Genomic DNA, 21,510 nt, shown 5'->3' on the forward strand with positions numbered 1-21,510 from the left:
ACAGTTTAGAGTCAGGTGATTACTTCATATTGCAGACCTTAGTCAGTGCCAAATAGGTCTCGAGTATAAACTTTATCAGAACAAGGCTTGAGCTCATCTGTCAGTCGATTAGATACGATGATATCTGACATCTCCATGAACTTATCCAAGTCGGAAATCACTTTGGAGTTAAAAAAGAGTTCTTCTTGCAATACCGGCTCATAAACGACGACTTCAATACCTTTTGCTTTGAGGCGCTTCATAATTCCTTGAATTGAAGATGCTCTGAAATTGTCAGAACCCGATTTCATAATTAGACGATAGATACCAACAACTTTAGGGTTGCGTTTAATAATACTATCAGCAATGAAATCTTTACGAGTTCTATTAGCGTCTACAATCGCACCAATTATATTGTTTGGCACGTTTTGATAGTTAGCAAGCAGCTGCTTAGTATCTTTTGGTAAGCAGTAGCCACCATAACCAAAAGAAGGGTTGTTATAGTGGTTACCGATTCGCGGATCGAGCCCTACTCCCTCGATAATTTGACGAGAGTTCAAGCCATGAGCCTCTGCGTAAGAGTCGAGCTCATTAAAATACGCTACGCGCATTGCGAGATAGGTGTTGGAGAAGAGTTTGACCGCTTCTGCTTCTGTTGAATTGGTATAGAGTACTTCTATATCTGTTTTCTGCGCGCCCTCTACCAATAAGTTCGCAAAAGTTTCCGCTCGCTCACTTTGTTCTCCCACTATGATGCGAGAAGGATATAGGTTGTCATAAAGCGCTTTTCCTTCTCTGAGAAACTCTGGAGAAAAAATGATGTTTTCGCACTGAAACTCAAGTTTTATTCTTTCTGTGTACCCAACAGGTACCGTTGACTTGATGATCATGATGGCAGAAGGATTGTATAGCAGAACGTCTTTGATTACAGATTCGACAGAGGACGTATTAAAGTAGTTTGTTTTTGGATCATAGTCAGTTGGTGTTGCGATAATTACGTAATCAGCGCCTTGATACGCCTCTTGCTTATCGACGGTTGCTTTGAAATCTAGATTTTTAGTTGATAAAAAATGTTCAATTTCTACATCGGCAATAGGTGATTTTTTGCAATTAAGCATATTCACTTTGTCTTCTAGAATATCAAGAGCAATTACGTGATTTCTTTGCGCCAGTAACATAGCGTTAGACAGACCGACATAGCCTGTACCTGCAACAGCAATTTTCACAGGGGAATCCTCACTAAATATCACTTACCTGCATTGGTAAATGGTTTACGTACATATAGTTATCTTGCGATGTTTTCTAATTCTTGAAAAAACAAATAAGCGCAAAAGAGCCTATCATCTTACTCGCCATTACTTGCTTCGATGCTTTGCTGCTTCCACACTAGATCGCCAATACCATCTGTTGGTTTAAATCCGGTTGGTGCGTCTAGAAGCAATTGCCTAATTTTCTCATGGTCCATATTGTGGCATGCGAAGTCTAGTTGCTCTAACAGTGCGTTGTAGTCACTTTCTGGAAGATACACTTCTTGAGCTGTCATAATCCTTTCGTGAGCGGTTTGCTTCACGTTATCGCCTATGAGTAACTCTTCGAATAGCTTCTCTCCTGGGCGTAGTCCTGAGTATTTAATTTCAATATCACCTCGAGGATTATCGTCTGTTTTGACTTCTAATCCTGAAAGCTTGATAAGTTTCTCAGCCAAATCAGTGATTCTTACAGGGTGTCCCATGTCTAAAACAAATACATCTCCCCCTTCCGCCATTGCTCCCGCCTGAATAACCAACTGAGCAGCTTCTGGGATAGTCATAAAATATCGAGTAATTTCAGGGTGGGTTACCGTTAATGGACCGCCATTTGATATTTGACGTTTAAATAAAGGAATCACAGAACCTGATGAACCAAGAACGTTACCGAATCTAACCATGCAAAAGCGGGTCATATTGTTTGTAAGTTGACAGTTATCATCTAATGCTTGCAAAGCAAGTTCTGCCATGCGTTTAGTTGCACCCATGACGTTGGTTGGGCGCACCGCTTTATCTGTTGAAATTAATACGAAAGATTCAACTTTTGCTTCAATGGCTGCTTTAGCGCAGTAGTATGTACCAAAGGTGTTATTTCTTACTCCCTCTATGACATTAAACTCCACCATAGGGACATGTTTGTAAGCGGCAGCATGGTAGACGGTCTGAACCCCAAATGATTGCATAGTTGTAACTAAGCGATGAAAGCGTTGAACAGAACCTAGTAAAGGAATGATTTCAATGTTGCTATATGTAGCATTGAGCTCTCGGTCAATTTGATATAGGGCGAACTCTGATACCTCAAAAAGGACCAATTTCCTCGGAGCATACTTTGCAATTTGGCGGCAGAGTTCAGAGCCAATTGAACCGCCAGCTCCCGTAACCATCACTATTTTGTTTTTGATATTTGCTTCCATCAGTGATTGTTGCGGTGAAACTGAGTCGCGCCCAAGAAGGTCTTCGATCGGAACCTCTTTAAGTTGGTCAATGCTTGCAATTCCCGCGACAATATCAGTCATATCCGGAACTGTTTGAACTTCAACAGAGAGCTCAGCTAACTGTTCGAGCACTTCTTTTCTTCGAGCTCTTGAAGCTTTGGGTATTGCGAGCAAAACCTGATCTATATGGTATTTTTCGATGAGCTTTTGTGCTTCTTGAATCGGTTTTACTTGAAGTCCAATAATTATTGTATTTGTTAGTGTTTTGTCTTCGTCAATAAAAGCTCTTACTTTGTATTTTCCAGAGGCTCGTAATGCAACAGCTAGTTGGCGACCAGATGAACCTGCACCATAAATTAGAACATTGATTCTATCATCGTTAAATGTCTTAGATACCATTGCTCTAATAATAAACCTAGCCCCTCCGCAAGAGATAATGAGTAAACCTGCATATATCACAGGTACTGAACGAGGCATAAATTGTTGAAAATAATAGGTTGTGACAGCAAGGACAATGGCGGACATTACTGAGCCAAGCGTAATAATGTATAAAGCGTGCGCTGTTAGGTAGCGAAGTATTGCCCTGTAGAGCCCAAGCTTTGTAAAAATGACAACTGTGATGACCCCGGTGACTCCTGCCGTTAGAAAGAGCTCGTGAGTAATCAGGTCAAATGTATCGCCCAACCTAATCCATAACGCCAAATACAGGGAGAAAGAGACTAAAGATAAGTCAATGAATACGCTGAGAATTTGCTTCTTAGTTCTAGAGAGTTGCCAGATAGGCTCAAATCTTATCATCATTATTTTCCAGGTTTTATGGCATCACCACTGCCGCTTCCCATTACAGTCAAGACAATGTACCGGAAATAATTTCGAACACTGAGAGTATCAATCATTTGCTTGTCTATTTGGGCAAGTTGTTTTGGCGTAGACATATCGATATTTTGGATTTGCGCTAAGCCTGTGATTCCCGGCAATACGTCATAAACACCTAGTTTTTGGCGTTCATCCATAAGCTCTGTTTGATTGAAAAGATTCGGTCTTGGCCCAACAAGGCTCATTTCGCCCTTCAATACATTAATTAATTGAGGGAGTTCATCAATTTTGGTTTTTCTCAGAATATTTCCAAGCTTAGTAACCGCAGATTTACTTGCTAAATGACTAGCAACGGATTCGGTATCTTTTGCCATAGTTCTGAATTTTATCAAACGAAACTCGCGTTGGTTCTTTCCAACACGAGTTTGGATAAATATTGGTGAACCGGTATCAAAAAAACCTAATATTGTTACAGCAAGAAATATAGGAGAGAGTATCGTTAAGCCTAAAAAAGCAGCGATGAAGTCTATTATTCGGAACATGAGATAGTCCAATATTTTAAAACTGTTAATTGATAAAAACTGAGATGGATTACGACCTGCCATCTCAGTTATCTACACTAAGCTACAACACCTACAAACATTGAACCGGATAGATAATAACTTTGGCATTTATTCGCTACAGACTCATCAACCGCTTGCTTTACACCACATGGATTTCCATAGTCATGGAATACGACAATGCCACCTGATTTTACTTTTGGGAAAAAGTTATCAATGTCTTCTTTGCATCCTTCATAAGAATGATCAGCGTCTACAAATAAGATATCAACGCTCTTATCATTGAACTTACTTTCAAACTCTCTTGAGTACCCTCTGTGAATGGTTATATTTTTGAGATCTTTGGTGTTATCTAAAAATGTTTGATAAGTATCCCAATTCCCATCACTCATGGCATCGTTTTGCCACGTATCTAAACAATGCAATTCATCATGTTCATCTTTGTTCATTCCAATGAAGTTTGTCGATCTTCCGAGGAATGAACCAATCTCAATGATTTTTTTGCTCTGGTTTTTACGCACGATATGAGATAACTCTGCTCCCTCTATTCGAGATAAATGTCCTTTTATTGGATAATCTGGATACTTTGATAAAAGATATCGACTGCGTATTGCTCTATATATTCTCTTTATTAAATGCATAAAATAACTCTATTAATTGTTAATAACTTAAATGGTATTAATTTATCGAGCGTACTCTGTTACTAATTTAGATATAATAATAATATCCTTGTGAGTTAATCCCATATGCATAGGCAGTGAAATGATTTCATCGCTCGCTGCCAAAGCATTTTCGCAGCGGCCACAGCTACGATACATTGCATACTCAGAGTTATCGGTATAATGAACACCAGGGAAAATGTCATTCTCGTTTAACTTAATTAACAGTTCATCGCGGTTAGATACGCGAATTTGTAGTAAATGAGTAGATGATTCACAGTCTGGTGCGATAGGAACTATTCGCACGTTGGGTGCGTCTTGCAAACACTCACGGTACCAACTTGCAATTTGACGGCGGTATGCGTTGTCTGCGTCTAGATATTTTAGTCCAACTAACGCTAGGCCCGCCATAATAGAGTTACCATGGTACTTGAATCCAAGTTCTTCAACATCGTACTTCCATTTGTAAGAGCCTTGTGCAGCTGTTCGTGCATAAGTGTCTTTGTTGATTCCTAGCCAAGTGAGTTTTCTCGCTAATTCATCATCTGCCTTGTCTTGAAAGCAAATCATACCAGAGTCAGCAGTAGGTAAGTTTTTAACGGCTTGAAAGCTAAAGACAGAAACATCAGCATTGTGACCTACATGCTTTTGGTTTACACGAGTTCCAGCCATATGAGCAGCGTCTAGGACCAAAGCTAACCCGCGTTCTTTACAAATTTTAGATACTTCTTCAAGTTGACCTGAGTTACCACCAAGACCAACAAAAACGACCGCACGAGTTTTTGGGGTTATTTTTTGCAGGATACTTTGTGGATCTAAACATAGGTATTGATCAACATCTGCGAACACCGGTTCAAGTTTGGCGTATCGGATGGCATGGTTTGTTGAGACAAAAGTAAGTGACGCAGAAATCACTTCATCACCGTCATTCCAGCCATGTTTCTTTTTCAGAACTTCGAACGCAAGATGTAAGCCTGCTGTTGCTGAGCTTAGGAAGTGAGCATGAGGTAAACCTGTATACTCAACCCATTCATTTTCTATCTCGACTGTTTTGAACCCCATACCTGTCCAGCCTTTTTCTAGACATTCGCGGATTTGCTCAAGACATTCATCTACTCGAAAGTTTGGAACGAAAAGTTGTGTTGCCATAATTAAACCTATTGAAATATTTCAGCGTCTTCGAAAGAAGTGCCATTCTTATCTTTGTCAGAAATAGTGAATTCTACATCTAATTCTGGCCATGATATATTTAATTTATTATCGTCCCACTTGATGGTTCTCTCATCCGCAGGGGAATAGTAGTTGTTCGTTTTGTATAGAAATTCAGTATGGTCAGAAAGAGAAAGGAAACCATGTGCAAAGCCTTCGGGAATCCACAATTGTTTTCTGTTTTCCTCTGATAGTTCAACGGCAACCCATTGCATAAAAGTGGATGAGTTAGCTCGAAGATCGACAGCAACATCGAGTACTTTACCTTTAACGACACGAACGAGTTTAGCTTGTGTGTTCTCTATCTGATAATGAAGTCCACGTAAAACGCCCTTTGCTGACTTAGAGTGATTATCTTGAACAAACTTTACGTCGCGCCCAACCACATCAAGAAATTCTTTCTCATTAAAACTTTCCATAAAGAACCCCCTGTCATCACCAAAAATTTTTGGGGTGAGAATCAGGACGTCATTCAGTTTTGTTTTTTCTACCTTCATTTAGTCACCAGTTGACACAGATATTTTCCGTACTCGTTTTTCATCATCGAGCTAGATAGTTCTAATACTTTTTCGCTAGATAACCAACCATTGCGCCAAGCTATTTCTTCCAAGCAGGCAACTTTCAGTCCTTGAACATTTTCTATGGTTTGTACGAATGAAGATGCTTCATGCAGGCTTTCATGGGTTCCCGTGTCTAACCAAGCAAAGCCCCGACCTAATAGTTCAACCCTAAGGGTCTCTGCTTCTAAGTACATTTGGTTAATACTCGTAATTTCAAGCTCCCCACGAGCTGAAGGGGTAACTTGTTTAGCGTAGTCAATAACTCGATTATCATAGAAGTACAAGCCCGTCACCGCGTAGGTGGATTTAGGCACTAGCGGCTTTTCTTCTATTGAGATCGCCTTCATATCTTGATCAAATTCTACAACACCAAATCTTTCAGGATCTTTAACTTGATAGCCAAAGATTGTTGCGCCTTCTGTTTTTGTCGCTGCGTTTCTTAGTGTTTGACTGAATGATTGCCCATAAAAGATATTATCACCAAGTATAAGGCAGCAATGGTCATTACCAATAAAGTTCTCTCCAATAATGAAAGCTTGTGCTAGCCCATCTGGAGTTGGTTGAGTTGCATACTCTAGATTTATGCCAAGATCTTGTCCGTCTTTCAGTAGTCTTCTGAAACTCGCACTATCTTCAGGTGTTGTAATGATCAGAATATCCCGAATGCCCGCGAGCATTAGTGTTGATAGGGGATAATAAATCATTGGTTTGTCATAGACTGGTAGCAGCTGTTTGGATATACCTTTTGTGATCGGGTATAGCCGTGAGCCAGAACCGCCTGCTAGGATGATACCTTTCATTGTGAACCTTTCCCCATTCGTTCTATCTGATAAGAACTATCAAGAATACTTTGCCACCATTGATGGTTTTCAAGGTACCATTCAACCGTTTTTCTCAATCCTGTTTCGAATGTTTCTTCAGGCATCCAGTTAAGCTCTTCTTTTATCTTAGAAGCGTCAATGGCGTAACGTAGATCATGACCAGGTCGATCTTCAACAAACGAAATGAGGTCTCTATACATGGAGAGCCCTTTGGGTTTATTAGGAGCTAACTCTTCGAGGAGTGAACAAATCAACTCAACCACTTCAATATTGGATTTTTCATTGTGGCCGCCAATATTATAAGTCGCACTTACCTTTCCCTTAGTCGCGACAGTGTATAGCGCTCGAGCGTGATCTTCGACGTAAAGCCAATCTCTTATCTGTTTCCCTTCGCCATAGACAGGCAATGGTTGCCCTTTCAGAGCATTAATAATAACTAGAGGGATTAATTTCTCTGGAAAATGATAAGGGCCATAGTTGTTCGAGCAGTTAGACACGATTGTCGGTAAACCGTATGTTCGTTGCCAAGCCCTGACTAAATGATCACTGGATGCTTTTGATGCTGAATATGGGCTACTTGGGGCATAAGGAGTTGACTCTGTGAATAAGTCGTCCGAACCGTGTAAATCGCCAAACACTTCGTCTGTTGATATGTGATGGAATCTGAAAGATGTTTTTCGAGGTTCTGACAGTGTGTTCCAATACTCTCGAGCGGCCTCAAGAAGGGTATACGTACCTATGATATTGGTTTGAATAAAATCTGCTGGCCCATCAATGGAACGGTCTACATGCGATTCAGCAGCGAGATGCATAATAGTATCTGGTTGAAAGACATTTATTGCTTTCTTGATCGAGTCAGAGTCACAGATATCAAGTTTTTGGAAAGAGTAACGTTCACTACTAGCAATAGGGGTTAATGAGTCTAAGTTTCCTGCATAGCTGAGTTTATCTATGTTTAGTACATCGTCACTTGTGTTGCTTATGATATGACGGATCAACGCAGAGCCGATGAAACCTGCCCCCCCAGTAACTAAAATTCTCATATAATAACCGTAAAAAGTAGAGTGATCTGCGATTGTAGCAAAGGAAAAATAGAGGGTATAGACCTTACTAAGACTTTAATTTTGTTTCATTACCGTAGGTCTTCGTTGGTATAGTGTGTTTGCATGACAGTGACGCAAAAAGAGTTGTTTAGAGGCTTGTGAGCATATGCTAGTATACGCAAAATTTAATATTTAGTATTTTTAATGGTAAGAATATTATTATCGAAGCTTCTTTGGGGAATATTTAATTCCCTTGTGGATGAATATAAATTGAAATGATGAAAATTAAAAACATTGTTAAAACAAAATTTTTTAAAGATTTGTCTAAGTTGACCAGTGCAAAATTAGTGTCTGTAGGCGTGGTCTTTATCCTAAAAATAATCATTGCTAGACTTTTGACGAAAGAAGACTTTGGTGTAATTGCTGTACTAACCTCTCTTAGTACTTACTTTGGCATGATCAGTGATTTTGCAACTAATTCAATAACTCAAAGGAATGTTATACAAGATAGAAGTAATTATAATGGTCATTACTCAATATATTTCTTTACAAAAATAATTACTCTTTCATTTAGTACGCTAATTTTTATTTTGGTTTCTTATCTTTTGGGTTATTTTGAACATGATGTCGTTATGACCATTATTATAATAAATATGATACTGGGAACCATTTCATCAATACCTAAGGTGATGCTGGAATCTTTTGAGTTGTTTCATAACTACTCAAAAATAATAATTATTGTCGCATTGTTTAATTTGATATTTCAAACCATTACAGTTTACGTGTTTAGAAGTATAGAGGCGCTCGTTTTCTCAACATTAATGGCAGCTTGCTTAAATATTTTACTGTATTGGAGAGAGGCAAAAAAAAGCTTGGTAATGAGCCCAAATTTAGGCATGGTAAGCTTTGCAGATGTGCGTAAACTGCTTGTAGAAGCATTACCTCTTTTTTTAGGGAACTTTTTCTATTTGCTTTATTATAGAATAGACACAGTAATGATTGAAAACATTTTAGGCTTTGAGGCGGCAGCTGAGTATAGTCTTGGGTTTAACATGGCAGATCAAATAATAGATTTGATTTGGGTTCAATTTATTATTATCTATTATCCAAAGATGGTTTTAGGATTTAAAAAAGATAAAGATAAACTTTTTAAAGAAATGATGACTATTTCAACGGTTATTACGGGGTTGTTTGTATTGGGGTTTGTTATTTCTCACTTGTTAGCTCGAGATGCGTTCTCTATTGTATTTGGGTTGGAGTATGCAAATTCTGGAGTTATATTTAAATGGGCGATGGCTTCCAGTTTGTTTATAACATTATTTTTTATTTTATAGAGTTCTGATTATCGATAATAAGCAAAAGATCTACTTGATTGTGGCAGTTTTTTCTTCAGGGTTAAATGTTTGCCTAAACTACATTTTAATTAATAAATTTGGTGCGGTCGGTGCTATTTATAGTTCGGTTCTTGTTAATTTGATAATATTTGCCATTGTGTTTGTCTGTGCATGGAAAATATTGAAATTTGAGTCCGTAGAGTAAAGGTGAGGTTGGTCTGGTGAATAAGAAAATAGCTGTTGTCCATTATGAATTTTATTCTAGTTACTTAAATAAGAACTTGGGGTATTTTATAGATTCCGCGATTAATAAAGGTCATGATGTTGATTTTTTGACTCCTAGAGATAAAGTAAGAGATAAAGTAACAAAAGGTAGTTTTAAAAATATCGAAATTAATGCAAATGACATTGAATCGTTAGAACCATATAAAATATCTATTTAGGAATAGAAAGTCGTACGATGCAATCTGGTTGTATCCTTCATATAGTAAATTTTATTTACTAGTGTTCTTTTGTCGAATGTTGGGTATCAACCCAATAATTAAAACTGATAGTATGAACTGCGACTACACTGGTATGCCATTATACAGTTATTTGAAAAGGGTTATAAGTTGGAAAATAGTGAAATTATTTTCTAAAGTTATAATTGTTGAAAATAAAAAGTTGCTCAACTTTTTTCATAGTAATAAAAGCATGTGCTATGGTTTGGGTTTGCCTTGTAAAAACATTAAACTTATAAAAGAAACATCCAAAAACACCATAAAGAAAGGGTGATTTTATATATTGGTCGTATCGTCTATGAAAAAGGACTAGAACGATTAGTAAATATATTTGAATCCGCATTAATAAGTAGTGAAGTTAGTGACTGTTATAAGCTAAAGGTTATTGGTAAGATTGATGACGAAGAATACTATTCACAAATTTTAAATATGGTGGAAAATAGTGACATTCTCAAAGGGCGAGTGATTTTTGAAAACGAAAAAAGTGGAGAAGATTACTACTCTGAAATAATAAGGTCACAACTAGTGGTTTTACCAACGAGAGAAGAAGGTTTGCCCAATATACTCGGTGATTGTTATTACTGTAATACTTTATTTTTAACTACAAAGGGTGCAAAAGCTGACCATATAATCAATAATAAAATATTTTTTAGTGATAATGACAACCTATCTCTAAAGGAGTCAATGATAGAAATATTAAATAATAGTGATAACTATTATAATAATTTCGATAAAATATATAATAGTGATTATATTATTGACTCTGATAGTTTTTTTAATGAAGTGATTAACAAAGCAATCCGACAGTGATGATGGAGACGCAAATGGTAAAATACGATTCTGAAAACTTTGACCCAGAAAGTTTAAGTAGTAATGATATAGATTACATCCAATTAAAAATGATAGCAGGGAACTCAAGGGTGCTTGAAATTGGTTGTGCTACGGGCTTTATGAGTGATTATCTTAGAAAAGAAAAAAACTGCTTTGTTTACGGAGTTGAATACTCAAAAACTCAAGCAGAAGTTGCACAGTCAAAATGTGACGTTTTAACTCAAGGTAGTATTGAAGATAGTAATGTTCATAAAGAGATAGATGAACATGTAAAACTGTATGGAAAGTTTGATGTTATCTTTATATCTCAAGTGATAGAACACTTAGTGTCGCCTAACAATATATTAGAAAAAATGAAAGATTGGCTTGATGTTGATGGAAGCTTAATTATTTCTACTGTCAATGTAGCTCATTGGGAGAGTCGAATAAGATTGCTAAAAGGTGTATGGGAATATTCTGACTATGGATTGTTTGACAATACACATTTGCGTTTTTATACCGTGAACAGTTTGGAAAAAGACTTAATCCGTAGTGGTTATATCATTGAAGATTCTGGTTATAACGTGGTGGATTTTCCCCTTTATTTATGATTCCGGTTTTGAATAAAATAACGTTTATTAAAGTATTAGACAAGCTTGGTATAAAGAATAGTAAAGCAAAAAAATTGGTATATTAATAAGTTTAGAAATTTGCTCGCATTCCAGTTTGTATTTAAAGTAAAACTAAGATCTAGCTCGAAAGTTTAAGAGATAATCTAGATGGAAAAACTTGTTTCAATAATAACACCTACTTATAACTCACAGCAGTTTATTCTAGAAACATATCACTCGATTATTGCTCAATCTCACCAAAATTGGGAGTGGGTAGTAACGGATGATTGCTCATTTGACACTACAATAGATATTTTAACTGAATTGGCGAGTAAGGACGATAGAGTTAAGGTCTACAAAACTGAAGTAAACTCGGGAGCGGCTGTCGCTAGAAACACTTCTCTTCGCAATGCAAAAGGGGACTATATCGCCTTCTTGGATAGCGATGATCTTTGGTATGAGAGCAAGTTAGAAAAGCAGATAGCGTTTATGGGAGATAGTATTAACTTCTCATATACTGCATATGAAATAGTGAACGAGAATGGGCAACCAAGCGGGAAAACTATTGATCATGCTTCTCCGACAGAGTGTACTTATTACGATCAGCTCAAAAAAACGACAACATTAGGGTGTTCAACCGTAATGTTGAGAAAGGATGCGTTTGGTACCATTCAAATGCCAAACTTGAGAAACCGCCAAGACTTTGCGCTATGGCTTCAGCTTCTTAAAGGTGGCGAGAAAGCATATCTAATCCAGGAAGTTCTCGCCAAGTACAGAGTTGTTAGCAATTCCATTTCAAGAAATAAATTCAAAATGGCTCAAAGAACTTGGCATGTCTACCGAAAAGTCGAGTGCTTGACTTTAATAAAGTCGCTATACTATTTCTCTTGCTACGCTTGGAATAGCGTGTTCAGAAAATAATTTACTAGGGTTTAGTTGTGGATGTATCAGTTTGCATAGTTAACTTCAATACTTACGAGTTGACTAAAAAGTGCATAGAAAGCGTGTTGAGCAAAACTATCGGATGCACATATGAAGTTGTCGTTATCGATAACAATTCTAAAGATGATAGTGCAGCGAAACTTGCAGTAGACTTTGGCGATAGAGTTATTATCAAGAAAAATGCTTCAAACAGATACTTTTCTGGCGGCTTTAATGATGCATTGGCTTTGGCCAGTGGTAAGTATGTTATTTTCTTAAATTCAGATGCAGAACTAAGCAACAACGCCGTTAAGTTGATGTTTGATTTTATGGAAAAGAATGACGCGGTTGGTGCAGCAGAAGGAACGATAGTCGATGATGCGACGGGAGCAATTACGCAAACTTGTTCTCTGGAGCTTACTGAGAGACGAAATCTTGTTCGCTCCTCTCGGGTTCGCAAAATGTTCTGTAAATCTGAGTATGATGCATACCGAATATCTAACTGGGATAGAAAAAGCGATAAGGAAGTTGAAGTTATCTGTGATGCATTCATGATAGCTAGAACGGAGTTGCTACGTAGATTTTCTGGCTTTGATGAGGCGCTGAAGTTGTACTTCACTGAGGAATATTTATCAGACAAGATTAGAGAATCAGGTTTTCAGTTGTGGCACTTAGCTGAACCAAAAGTGACTCATCGCTGGAGTAGCAGTACAAAAAAAGTGTCGAGTGACTTTATTCGAGCTATCTACAAAAGCGATGAAAGATTATATTTTGAGTTGAAGAAACTATGAATATTTTTTTGACAGCATTTTATACCAAGGACCTTGGTGGTGGTGAAACTAGCTTTATCAATTTGGTAAATTACATTGCTACTAGAGATGACATTACTAGTATTACACTATGCGTCCCTAAGAGGGGGGCGCTAACAGAACGGCTTAATAGTAAGATTGAAATAGTCGAAAGATCATCTCTTTTTGAACTAATGAGCCTAAGCGGTCAATTTGATTTAGCTATCCATAATTACATGAATTTTGGTAAGAAGTTTCTTTTCTTGCCTAGGTTAAAAATAAAGCGAAATATATTTTTGTGCCATGGTTTGTGGGATATCCCTCGCTATACGAAAACACTATTTTTCGATATGGCCGGTGCAGAAATTTCATGTGTTAATAAAGATGTTTACGATAAAATAAGATATAAAAATAAAAAAGTAACACACTTGCCCTTAAACTCAAGTAATTTGATAGATACACAAAAAAATGATGGCAGTATGAACATATCCGTCATAGGAAGATATCAAGATATAAAAAATCAATTATTTGCAGTTGATGTCTTTGAGAAAATTGCTGAAAGTCACAAAGATGTGAAATTGAACTTTATAGGTGACTCTGGGTTCTCTCAAGAGAGCATTCAGTATAAAGAAAGGGTCGAAGCAAGAGTTTCACTATCTAAATACAAAGATAGAATAAGTTTCTTTGGGCATCTTGAACCATCAGATGCTTACAGTAAAACAGATTTGGTCTTTGTCTCTTCGAAATATGAAAGTTTTGGCATGGTTATTATTGAGGCTCTATCCATGGGGATTCCCTGTATTGCCCCATACATAGGAGGCCCTAAAGAAATAATGTCAAAAGAATATTCTAAATTCTTGTATGAGCCTGATTCAGTAGAGCACGCTACAAAAGTATTACAGGACGTTATTGCATCTTTCGGAGAAACAAAAGTATATTTTAAGACATTGTCGGAGAAAACTAAATCTCAATACGGGGCTGACAAAATGTTTGAAAATCTAATATCTAATGAAAATAATATACATACTTGATTTTTTGCCGTTTGATCATGAACTAAATGGCTTGTCAAAAATATACTATAATTTGATTAAAAATGCATCATTGGAGCATGACGTAGACATTATTATTTTTACTAATGATGAAGTTGATAATAATAAAAGCTTCTATAACGTCAATAATATATTTTATGAAACTAACCAAAATTCAGCACTTAAGAGAAATCTGAATAGATTAAAAGGTGATGTGTTCAATGCCATTTCATTGTCTGATGTAAAAAAGATAAACGAAAAATACAATCTAAGTGATTACGATATTATACACACGGCTCATTTGTTTTTTTCAAAAATCGCAAAACTACATCCGAATGTTGTTGTTGGAGCGACAGACGCATCTTCTCTTGCGATGACCCACAATGGAAACCCTCGGCGCTATCTCAGGAAACTGTATTTCAGAGCGATTGAAGCTAAGTTGAGCAGACAGGATGTATGGATTCATACAGTGACTGAAAGAGATCGCGCTGGCTTTGATACTGATAAAAGCTTCGTTATTACTAACGGAGTAGATAGTGATATATATAAACCATTAGTTTGTGCTGAGCGAATTCCTAATAGTTTCGTCTTTCACGGCAATCTTGATTATAAACCAAACCAAGAAGCTATAGTTTATATGAGTGGTGTCCTCAAAAAGGAGAGTCCCTCGGCCACACTTTATGTCGTAGGGAGAGGTGAACCTGGAGTTTGTCTTACTCTTGATAATGTTGAAGTTGTTGGTGAAGTGTCTGACATTGCTCAAGAGCTTTGCAAATATGAAAAGTACCTTATATTAATGACTTCTGGTACAGGGGTTAAAAATAAGTTGCTTGAGGCATTAAGTTGTGGGTGCAATGTTATTGCAAATGAGCTTGCTATCAACGGTATTGAGCCTGTAGCTCAACTAAGAGAAGTCATCCAGATATATGATGGAACAAATGAAATTAGTTCGACATCATCAAATATAAGTAAAAAAAAGTTCTAGAGGGTATATAGAAAAATATCATGGATGGAAATTGTTTACTGAGCAGTTTTACTCAATTTATGAAAAGATTATCTCTGCAAGCAAGTAATAAAGATTATAATATTTTATTTCTTTCTGCGTCTATCTCATTATATGGAATTAGCTTTTTTGGAGTTAGCCCAATTACAATAGGACTGGTTGTATTTAATATTTTAAGCTATCGAGAGATTTCTTGTTGGATTAAAAATGCGACATATAATAGCTCTATGCTTCTTTTTTTAATCTATGCAACTTTAGTATGTATCTCATTTGTTTTTTTTCTATTGATAAATCTGTATCAATAGAAGAAATATTTACCCTTTTTAACTGCATGCTATTGATTATTGCGCTGAGCTATTATGATAAACGCCGTGTTATTTTAATTCTAACGGTGGCGCTGTTTTTTAGAAGTGGCTATGAGATCGTAAGTATGTTTCTAAATCCTGATGAATGGTTAGGATTAACGCAACATGATGTCAGAATGGCAGCAACAAGTTTAGGTGGCGATCCAAATAACCTCGCATTAATGATCGTCGTGGCTATTGTTTTTTCACTCTATTACTGCAAAGGAGTATTTAGAGTAATACTCCTTTCTGTTTTCACTTTGCATTTTTTTGCACTTTATTCTCGAGGTGCATTTTTATCTATACTCTGTGCATTGTTTGTTTGGTTCATTTTCCGAAAGCAGTATAAGAATATAGTATTTTTGATAACCTGTTTCTGTGCTGTTGCGCTGCTTGTTTGTGTGCTATATAAAATGGATTATGTGCACTTCAATTTAACAAGCTTTACTTTTTCGGATAGCTCAAGTAACACTAGATTAATGTACTGGCATAAAGCGCTTCAGTTTAATGATTTGAAGAGTTTACTGATAGGTTATGGACCCAAAAGCTCACTTTCGCACTATGGGCATATGATCCATAGTAGTTGGGTTGCAAGGTTAAATGAAGTTGGTCTGTTTGCGTTTACAACATATATGTTGTTGCATCTCACTGCTATTATAAGGCTGTACCTTGCGAAATCCCCTATAGGTATAATGCTAATGACATTGTTTGTGGGTAGCATGTTTGTTGATTTTCACTATAACATTGTTCTTTGGATGATTTTGGCTTTGGCCTATCAACCCTATTTTTTTCCTTTTGATCAAAATGGTATCTACGATGAAAAAGATTAATATTGCCTTTGTTAATATAATGGATTGCTATAGTGGTGGAGAAAAGGTACTCGAAAGGATTGTTAATAATATTGATAGAGAGAAATTTCATCCCATAGTAGTTAGCCGAAATACTGATTTTTTAAATTCAATTGAGGTTGGTCATGAACAGTTAATCGTGATCAATAGAAGTTTTCAGTTGGGACTATCTCGCTCTCCAATGATTTTGTTTAAGCTTATTGCTAACTTCTTCCAAGCTTTTTTAATTTGTTTCAAACTAAGTATGCTCCATAAAGTGAAAGTAGTGCACTCAAATTCGTTGATTTCAAATGTCTACTTTTCTCTCTTTTCTAGAATGTTTGGTATGAAATTTATTGGCTACTCACATGAAGTAAGATATGGATTAGCATATAAGGTTCTCCATAGATACTTGTCTCTGACATCATCTAAAATTATTACTGTCTCTGAAGCTGTTAGGAAAAGCTGGATTCATAATGGTGCTGATGAAAAAAAAGTGATTACTATTTATAATGGGTTGTAATATGATTTTTTCTAATATATCAGCTATTTCAGCAACTAAAGGAATTGATATTTATATTGAAGCAGCTTTAGGATCTGAATTAAATTCTTCTTTTCACATTGTTGGTAAAGCTAGGGATGTTGAGTACGCTTTCGAAGTGGCAATGAGGCAAAAAGTTGAAGATAGTGGCCATCAAAATATTCAGTTTTTTGGCTATCAGAACAATGTTATTGAATACCTTGAAAGTATCGATGTGGTGGTTTTGACATCTGTTGTCGAAGATGCATTGCCTACAGTTTTAATAGAGGCTATATCTCAAGGTAAGATCATCATTGCTAGTGACGTGGGTGGCGTAAGGGAAATTGTGCCCGCAGGGTGTGGTAATATCATTATCCCTAAGGGAGATGTCCAAGAGTTGAAAAAGGCAATTCATACCGTTACCAACTATGATGCTTCGATTGTTGAAACGACATCTAAGATGAACCGAGCGCATTTTGCTGAAAAATTCATTTTTGAGAACCAGATTCACGCGTTAGAGAAAGTATATAAAGGGGTTTTATAATTATGGGAGTTTTTTCGCATGGTAAAGTCGTAACAGTTTTACAGTATTTCACTCCCATGTTTCAGGATTACTGGCACACTATTTATCCTGTAACCAGACGTGTGGATATAGCGAATGACCGCTTTAGCTATTTCTATGATATATCAAGTAAAGCAATGTCATTTTCCGGGCGTTTTAATGATCAAGGTATCTATCTTTTTCCTGGTTATGATGGCAAAGACCATATTCATTCACTGGAAGTTGCCCAGTATACGCTAGCGTGTTGGTTATCATGGAGAAAAACCGACGATGTATATTGGTTGAACAAAGCGATGTTGCATAGTGATTGGTTGAGAGAAAATCAGCTGGATGATGGACGCTGGGTTATCTCCCATGTGAACCCTCAATATAGTGATTTGGGGGAGTCATGGTGCTCTGGTTTGGCGCAAGGTTTGGCTATTTCTGCATTAATCAGAGCTTATGAGCATACTTCAGATATCAGTTATATGAATGCAGCACTAAAAGCCGCAGATTTTCTTGAGCGTGACTTCGAACTCGGCGGCCTTAAGCGAAGTATAGCGATTAATGATGTCGAAGGCTTTGTGTATGAAGAGTACCCAAGAGATAAGCTCAGTGGTGTATTAAATGGACATATTTCTAGTGTCTTAGCCATTTTCGAACTTTCACACTATGAAGAGCGATTCAAAATTAGTGCTGAAGAAAATATTGAAAATCTAGTAAAGATCCTTCCATTATATGACATCAACTACTGGTCATTATATTCTTTAGATGGAGTTATATCGAGCGGATTCTATCATCGACTAGTTATCAATCAGTTAGATGCTTTGTCTTATTATGATAAGAGATTTGAAAGTTACAAAATTAAATTTTCTTCATACGCTAATAACCTACTGTTCGCAACTAAAGCCTTGATAAACAAAATTGGTTCAAAGATATGAATGTATTGATTGTACATACTTTTGGTCTAGGCGATACAATTATGTTTACCCCTGCGCTGCAGGAATTGATTGCTTTTGAACCTAATGTGAAAATAGATTTTTTAATCAAGCAAAAGCATTCAGTTGGACCTATAAGAAGGTGTAAGAATGTCAACGAAATATATACGTTTGAAGGCGGTTTATATCAAAAGATAAGATTGTTGAATAAGCTGTCTAAGAATAATTATGATTACATTGTTCATACCAGTGGTAACTCGGTTAGTAAAATATCACTTCTTCTTTTATTGATCAAAGCTAAAAACAAAGTTGGTGAGTTTAGTGGATTTAAAATACCTTGGTATAGATATCAAACTCCAAGTGATTTTAAGCAACATAGGGTTATTTCAAACTTTAAGTTGGTATCCTGCCTAACAGGAAAAGATGTTCTAACTAAAAAAACAACTTATTATAGCGATCAAGTTGTAAATAAAATGGTGAGTAACAGTAATGCTGTTATTGGGTTGCATCCTGGTTGCAACAAAGCAAATGATGACAAGCGCTGGCCAATTGATAATTATTTGGCATTGCTAAGTAAATTCGATAAAAAAGTTAAGTGGTTGGTTTTTTTAGGACCCGATGAATTAAGCTTAAAAGAAGATTTTGAGTCAGTTGATTTAAACATAGAGATCGTCATTGGAGACATGGACTACGTGTTTTCACGAATGGGTGAACTTTCTATGATGGTAACAAATGACAGTGGTTTAGGGCATTTGGCATCATGTTATGACATACCGTGTGTTACTATATTTACTAAGAAATCTTTGGCACAACCACATAAGATCAAGCCTTATTGCTCTCATTCAATAGTCGTAGATTTTAAGTCATATGTGTCGATTGATTCTGCCCAAGAGGTTGAGTTGGTAGAAAAGAGCATTAGAGACTTGGTGTAAGAGAGAATTATGAATGTACTTTTGACAGGCGCTTCTGGTTTTATAGGTAGACAAGTTGCACTTGATTTAGATTGTGTTTGTGTTGTTCGGAAAAAAAATAGTGGTAACTCGTGTCGAACTATTGAAGTTGAGAGTATTAACGGAGATACGGACTGGGGTGATACGCTAGGTAATATTGATTCCGTTATACACTTGGCTGGTGTCGCACACAACCCAACAATCCCTGCCTCCTATATTGATGAAGTGAATATCAACGGTACATTACAATTAGCTAATGCAGCCTCTTTATCTGGCGTAAAAAGGTTTGTGTTTGTTAGCTCTATCGGCGTTAACGGTTCTTGTAACGAAGCGGGTTGTTCTTTTTCTCCATATTCTTCGGCAAATCCATCAAGCCCTTATGCCCTTTCTAAGTATATTGCAGAGCAAAAGTTGAAAAACTTCTGTGATATGACTGGTATGGAGCTAGTGATTGTGCGACCAACATTGGTTTATGGCGTTGGGGCTCCTGGGAATTTTGGACGATTAGTTAGGCTAATTTCTAAGTTTAGAATTTTGCCCTTTGGTTTGGTCTCGAATAGCAGAGACTTTATTTCCGTTCAGAATCTGTCTAGCTTACTGATTGAATGTGTAAGGCATCCAAAAGCTGCTGGACATATATTTCTCGCTACCGATGGTATTACAGTGTCTACAAAGCAGTTTACAAATGCGATTGCGAGAGGCCTAAAGGTTAAGCTCATTCAACTTCCCATTCCTGTTTCATTGATGACCTCTATTCTAAGTTTATTCGGTAAGCATAAGTTCGTTGAGCAGTTATTTATGGACTTGAAAGCTGATTCTTCAAATGCGGAACAAGTGTTAGGTTGGAAGGCACCGTTAAGTATCGAGCAATCTATGCAGGACTTATTTACTCAAAAGTGCCGTTAGCCATTATCTTTAGGTCATTACCTTACAAAATCTGCTTCAAAACTCGATCTGCGCTAACACGCGTGATCTTGCGGATGAGCTTTTGCACGACTTCTGGGTAGTCTTCAAGTTTTTCTAGTTGCTTGTAAGTGCATATTAATTGCGTGTGCTGCAAAATATTTTCTACTTCACGCTCAAACTTCTCGGTTAGGTGTGAGTAGTCATCTTGCACCAATATCGCGTTTTCTAGGTCCAGTTTCCAAGCTCGCGGGTTAAGGTTGTTACCGGTGATCAGCATATAGCGTTTATCAACCCAAATACCTTTTAAATGAAAGCTGTTCGCTTCGTGCTTCCACAGGTGAATCGAAAGCTGACGGCTAGCGATATGCGCTTCGTTTGCTTTAGCAAACTGGCGCAGATTTCTTTCATAGAGGTATGGTAAGCCACCAATTGTCTTAAATTCTTGGTCTGGAGAGATAAAGAAGTCATTAGCCGTCTTATCACCAACCACAATGGTCACGCGTACTCCACGCTTAATTGCTCTTTTAATTTGCTTAGCCACACTGCGTGGGAAGTTGAAATATGGTGTGCAGATGAAAATTTCATCTTGTGCCATTGCCAGCAGGTTATTAATGCTTTGGTTAAGCTTATTGCGTTTTTTACCTACGCCAACAATCGGGGTAACAGCGACTTGTTGGTTAGACACTACTTGGTGTTCGAACTTATATTTGGCTTTTGCAAGTGATGCGCGCAATTGGCGAATGCTAGACTTGATCTCTTTGGTTTCTGGTTTAGCCGGACAAGCGAGGTTGTTTACCGCTGGGTGATTAATCATTTCATGCAGAACAAACTCAGCCATCGCATTTGCGAGATCGGCGTTGTGCATGACGTGATAGCGGTCAAAGCGGTAACGATCTTGATAGTTTAGATAGATGTTGTTTAAGCTTGCGCCGCTGTAAATCACCGTATCATCGATGATAAAACCTTTTAGGTGCAGTACGCCAAATACCTCTCGACCACGAACTGGTACGCCATATACCGGTACTTGGTGCTCATATTGCTCAGAGAAGGCTTTGTACATGCCAGCATTGGTTTTGGTTGCCTCTGCTCCAATCAAACCACGTTGAGCGCGGTGCCAGTCAACACATACGTTAATATCTAGCCCTGGGTTTCTCTGTTTCGCTTGGTAAAGCTCACTCAAAATTTCACGGCCAGCTTCATCATCTTCTAGATAAAGTGCGACAAGATAGATGCGTTTACTCGCAGAGCGTATCGCCTCAATCAAGCGAGTACGAAAATCCTGAGCGGCATAGAGTACTTCGAATTGAGCGGGATCTTGTGCAATGGTAGGAAGATGCTTTAAAGAATACCTGTTAGCGATCATATTGAAAGATTAACCTCA

At 37.2% G+C, this 21,510-nt stretch carries 23 protein-coding genes; 14 read left to right on the top strand and 9 right to left on the bottom strand.

The features are described from left to right. Positions 1-38 precede the first annotated feature (38 nt). From GZK95_RS00775 to rfbB, 8 genes are all read right to left on the bottom strand, one after another. Positions 39-1,205: a nucleotide sugar dehydrogenase gene (locus GZK95_RS00775; RefSeq protein WP_075715851.1), complete on the bottom strand. Its 1,167-nt coding sequence runs from the start codon at positions 1,203-1,205 to the stop codon at positions 39-41. 119 nt (positions 1,206-1,324) lie between these two features. Beyond that, a complete protein-coding gene (locus tag GZK95_RS00780) occupies positions 1,325-3,238 on the bottom strand; it encodes a polysaccharide biosynthesis protein (RefSeq protein WP_075715850.1) in 1,914 nt (637 codons plus the stop codon). 2 nt (positions 3,239-3,240) lie between these two features. Next, positions 3,241-3,798 (bottom strand): sugar transferase, encoded by a 558-nt coding sequence (locus tag GZK95_RS00785; RefSeq protein ID WP_075715869.1) that lies wholly within the window; start codon positions 3,796-3,798, stop codon positions 3,241-3,243. A gap of 77 nt (positions 3,799-3,875) precedes the next feature. Then, complete coding sequence (locus tag GZK95_RS00790; protein ID WP_083626318.1) at positions 3,876-4,457, bottom strand: class I SAM-dependent methyltransferase; 582 nt, start codon at positions 4,455-4,457, stop codon at positions 3,876-3,878. A gap of 42 nt (positions 4,458-4,499) precedes the next feature. After that, positions 4,500-5,624, bottom strand: a complete 1,125-nt coding sequence (locus GZK95_RS00795) for a DegT/DnrJ/EryC1/StrS family aminotransferase (protein WP_151148796.1) — start codon at positions 5,622-5,624, stop codon at positions 4,500-4,502. Between the two features lie 8 nt (positions 5,625-5,632). Next, on the bottom strand, positions 5,633-6,181 hold the full coding sequence (gene rfbC / locus GZK95_RS00800; RefSeq protein ID WP_075713990.1) for a dTDP-4-dehydrorhamnose 3,5-epimerase: 549 nt from the start codon (positions 6,179-6,181) through the stop codon (positions 5,633-5,635). Then, complete coding sequence (gene rfbA, locus GZK95_RS00805) at positions 6,178-7,044, bottom strand: glucose-1-phosphate thymidylyltransferase RfbA (protein WP_075713992.1); 867 nt, start codon at positions 7,042-7,044, stop codon at positions 6,178-6,180. The genes rfbC and rfbA overlap by 4 nt, the downstream gene beginning before the upstream one ends. Next, a complete protein-coding gene (rfbB, locus tag GZK95_RS00810) occupies positions 7,041-8,108 on the bottom strand; it encodes a dTDP-glucose 4,6-dehydratase (protein ID WP_075713994.1) in 1,068 nt (355 codons plus the stop codon). The genes rfbA and rfbB overlap by 4 nt, the downstream gene beginning before the upstream one ends. A 275-nt stretch (positions 8,109-8,383) precedes the next feature. Here rfbB and GZK95_RS00815 point away from each other — a divergent pair, with 275 nt between their 5' ends. The 14 genes from GZK95_RS00815 to GZK95_RS00885 all read left to right on the top strand — a co-directional run bounded on the left by GZK95_RS00815 (position 8,384) and on the right by GZK95_RS00885 (position 20,129). Continuing rightward, positions 8,384-9,442: an oligosaccharide flippase family protein gene (locus GZK95_RS00815; RefSeq protein WP_161987182.1), complete on the top strand. Its 1,059-nt coding sequence runs from the start codon at positions 8,384-8,386 to the stop codon at positions 9,440-9,442. Positions 9,443-9,663: 221 nt separating this feature from the next. Continuing rightward, positions 9,664-9,885 (top strand): hypothetical protein, encoded by a 222-nt coding sequence (locus GZK95_RS00825; protein WP_161987183.1) that lies wholly within the window; start codon positions 9,664-9,666, stop codon positions 9,883-9,885. Positions 9,886-10,188: 303 nt separating this feature from the next. Next, positions 10,189-10,752 (top strand): glycosyltransferase, encoded by a 564-nt coding sequence (locus tag GZK95_RS00830; RefSeq protein WP_269472842.1) that lies wholly within the window; start codon positions 10,189-10,191, stop codon positions 10,750-10,752. Positions 10,753-10,766: 14 nt separating this feature from the next. Continuing rightward, positions 10,767-11,363 carry a class I SAM-dependent methyltransferase gene (locus GZK95_RS00835; RefSeq protein WP_161987185.1) on the top strand — a complete coding sequence of 199 codons (597 nt, stop codon included), beginning with the start codon at positions 10,767-10,769 and terminating at the stop codon, positions 11,361-11,363. Positions 11,364-11,531: 168 nt separating this feature from the next. Further along, positions 11,532-12,284, top strand: a complete 753-nt coding sequence (locus GZK95_RS00840) for a glycosyltransferase family 2 protein (RefSeq protein ID WP_075714599.1) — start codon at positions 11,532-11,534, stop codon at positions 12,282-12,284. A gap of 17 nt (positions 12,285-12,301) precedes the next feature. After that, positions 12,302-13,075, top strand: coding sequence for a glycosyltransferase (locus GZK95_RS00845; protein ID WP_075714601.1), 774 nt, complete (start codon positions 12,302-12,304; stop codon positions 13,073-13,075). Beyond that, positions 13,072-14,103 carry a glycosyltransferase family 4 protein gene (locus GZK95_RS00850; RefSeq protein ID WP_161987186.1) on the top strand — a complete coding sequence of 344 codons (1,032 nt, stop codon included), beginning with the start codon at positions 13,072-13,074 and terminating at the stop codon, positions 14,101-14,103. The genes GZK95_RS00845 and GZK95_RS00850 overlap by 4 nt, the downstream gene beginning before the upstream one ends. Beyond that, the gene (locus GZK95_RS00855; RefSeq protein ID WP_161987187.1) at positions 14,081-15,085 is read left to right on the top strand and encodes a glycosyltransferase; all 1,005 of its coding nucleotides are present in this window, start codon (positions 14,081-14,083) and stop codon (positions 15,083-15,085) included. Before GZK95_RS00850 ends, GZK95_RS00855 begins: the two co-directional genes overlap by 23 nt. A gap of 277 nt (positions 15,086-15,362) precedes the next feature. After that, complete coding sequence (locus GZK95_RS00860; protein ID WP_161987188.1) at positions 15,363-16,277, top strand: O-antigen ligase family protein; 915 nt, start codon at positions 15,363-15,365, stop codon at positions 16,275-16,277. After that, positions 16,264-16,797 (top strand): glycosyltransferase, encoded by a 534-nt coding sequence (locus GZK95_RS00865; RefSeq protein ID WP_075714609.1) that lies wholly within the window; start codon positions 16,264-16,266, stop codon positions 16,795-16,797. Before GZK95_RS00860 ends, GZK95_RS00865 begins: the two co-directional genes overlap by 14 nt. A gap of 1 nt (position 16,798) precedes the next feature. Continuing rightward, positions 16,799-17,338, top strand: coding sequence for a glycosyltransferase family 4 protein (locus GZK95_RS00870; RefSeq protein ID WP_161987189.1), 540 nt, complete (start codon positions 16,799-16,801; stop codon positions 17,336-17,338). 2 nt (positions 17,339-17,340) lie between these two features. Then, positions 17,341-18,276: a D-glucuronyl C5-epimerase family protein gene (locus GZK95_RS00875; RefSeq protein WP_075714613.1), complete on the top strand. Its 936-nt coding sequence runs from the start codon at positions 17,341-17,343 to the stop codon at positions 18,274-18,276. Next, a complete protein-coding gene (locus tag GZK95_RS00880) occupies positions 18,273-19,205 on the top strand; it encodes a glycosyltransferase family 9 protein (protein ID WP_075714615.1) in 933 nt (310 codons plus the stop codon). The genes GZK95_RS00875 and GZK95_RS00880 overlap by 4 nt, the downstream gene beginning before the upstream one ends. Before the next feature lie 9 nt (positions 19,206-19,214). Next, positions 19,215-20,129: an NAD-dependent epimerase/dehydratase family protein gene (locus GZK95_RS00885; RefSeq protein WP_075714617.1), complete on the top strand. Its 915-nt coding sequence runs from the start codon at positions 19,215-19,217 to the stop codon at positions 20,127-20,129. Positions 20,130-20,151: 22 nt separating this feature from the next. Here GZK95_RS00885 and pssA read toward each other — a convergent pair whose 3' ends face one another. After that, positions 20,152-21,492, bottom strand: coding sequence for a CDP-diacylglycerol--serine O-phosphatidyltransferase (pssA, locus tag GZK95_RS00890; protein ID WP_075714619.1), 1,341 nt, complete (start codon positions 21,490-21,492; stop codon positions 20,152-20,154). Positions 21,493-21,510 lie beyond the last annotated feature (18 nt).

The sequence above is a fragment of the Vibrio panuliri genome (genome assembly GCF_009938205.1).
In the GTDB taxonomy this organism is placed as follows: Bacteria; Pseudomonadota; Gammaproteobacteria; order Enterobacterales; family Vibrionaceae; genus Vibrio; species Vibrio panuliri.

Bases quoted from the DNA above. Each gene is read 5' to 3' on its own strand.
- GZK95_RS00780 (WP_075715850.1), bottom strand. From the start codon at position 3,238: ATGATAAGATTTGAGCCTATCTGGCAACTCTCTAGAACTAAGAAGCAA.
- GZK95_RS00785 (WP_075715869.1), bottom strand. From the start codon at position 3,798: ATGTTCCGAATAATAGACTTCATCGCTGCTTTTTTAGGCTTAACGATA.
- GZK95_RS00790 (WP_083626318.1), bottom strand. From the start codon at position 4,457: ATGCATTTAATAAAGAGAATATATAGAGCAATACGCAGTCGATATCTT.
- GZK95_RS00795 (WP_151148796.1), bottom strand. From the start codon at position 5,624: ATGGCAACACAACTTTTCGTTCCAAACTTTCGAGTAGATGAATGTCTT.
- rfbC (WP_075713990.1), bottom strand. From the start codon at position 6,181: ATGAAGGTAGAAAAAACAAAACTGAATGACGTCCTGATTCTCACCCCA.
- rfbA (WP_075713992.1), bottom strand. From the start codon at position 7,044: ATGAAAGGTATCATCCTAGCAGGCGGTTCTGGCTCACGGCTATACCCG.
- rfbB (WP_075713994.1), bottom strand. From the start codon at position 8,108: ATGAGAATTTTAGTTACTGGGGGGGCAGGTTTCATCGGCTCTGCGTTG.
- GZK95_RS00815 (WP_161987182.1), top strand. From the start codon at position 8,384: ATGATGAAAATTAAAAACATTGTTAAAACAAAATTTTTTAAAGATTTG.
- GZK95_RS00835 (WP_161987185.1), top strand. From the start codon at position 10,767: ATGGTAAAATACGATTCTGAAAACTTTGACCCAGAAAGTTTAAGTAGT.
- GZK95_RS00840 (WP_075714599.1), top strand. From the start codon at position 11,532: ATGGAAAAACTTGTTTCAATAATAACACCTACTTATAACTCACAGCAG.
- GZK95_RS00850 (WP_161987186.1), top strand. From the start codon at position 13,072: ATGAATATTTTTTTGACAGCATTTTATACCAAGGACCTTGGTGGTGGT.
- GZK95_RS00855 (WP_161987187.1), top strand. From the start codon at position 14,081: ATGAAAATAATATACATACTTGATTTTTTGCCGTTTGATCATGAACTA.
- GZK95_RS00860 (WP_161987188.1), top strand. From the start codon at position 15,363: ATGTATCTCATTTGTTTTTTTTCTATTGATAAATCTGTATCAATAGAA.
- GZK95_RS00865 (WP_075714609.1), top strand. From the start codon at position 16,264: ATGAAAAAGATTAATATTGCCTTTGTTAATATAATGGATTGCTATAGT.
- GZK95_RS00870 (WP_161987189.1), top strand. From the start codon at position 16,799: ATGATTTTTTCTAATATATCAGCTATTTCAGCAACTAAAGGAATTGAT.
- GZK95_RS00875 (WP_075714613.1), top strand. From the start codon at position 17,341: ATGGGAGTTTTTTCGCATGGTAAAGTCGTAACAGTTTTACAGTATTTC.
- GZK95_RS00880 (WP_075714615.1), top strand. From the start codon at position 18,273: ATGAATGTATTGATTGTACATACTTTTGGTCTAGGCGATACAATTATG.
- GZK95_RS00885 (WP_075714617.1), top strand. From the start codon at position 19,215: ATGAATGTACTTTTGACAGGCGCTTCTGGTTTTATAGGTAGACAAGTT.
- pssA (WP_075714619.1), bottom strand. From the start codon at position 21,492: ATGATCGCTAACAGGTATTCTTTAAAGCATCTTCCTACCATTGCACAA.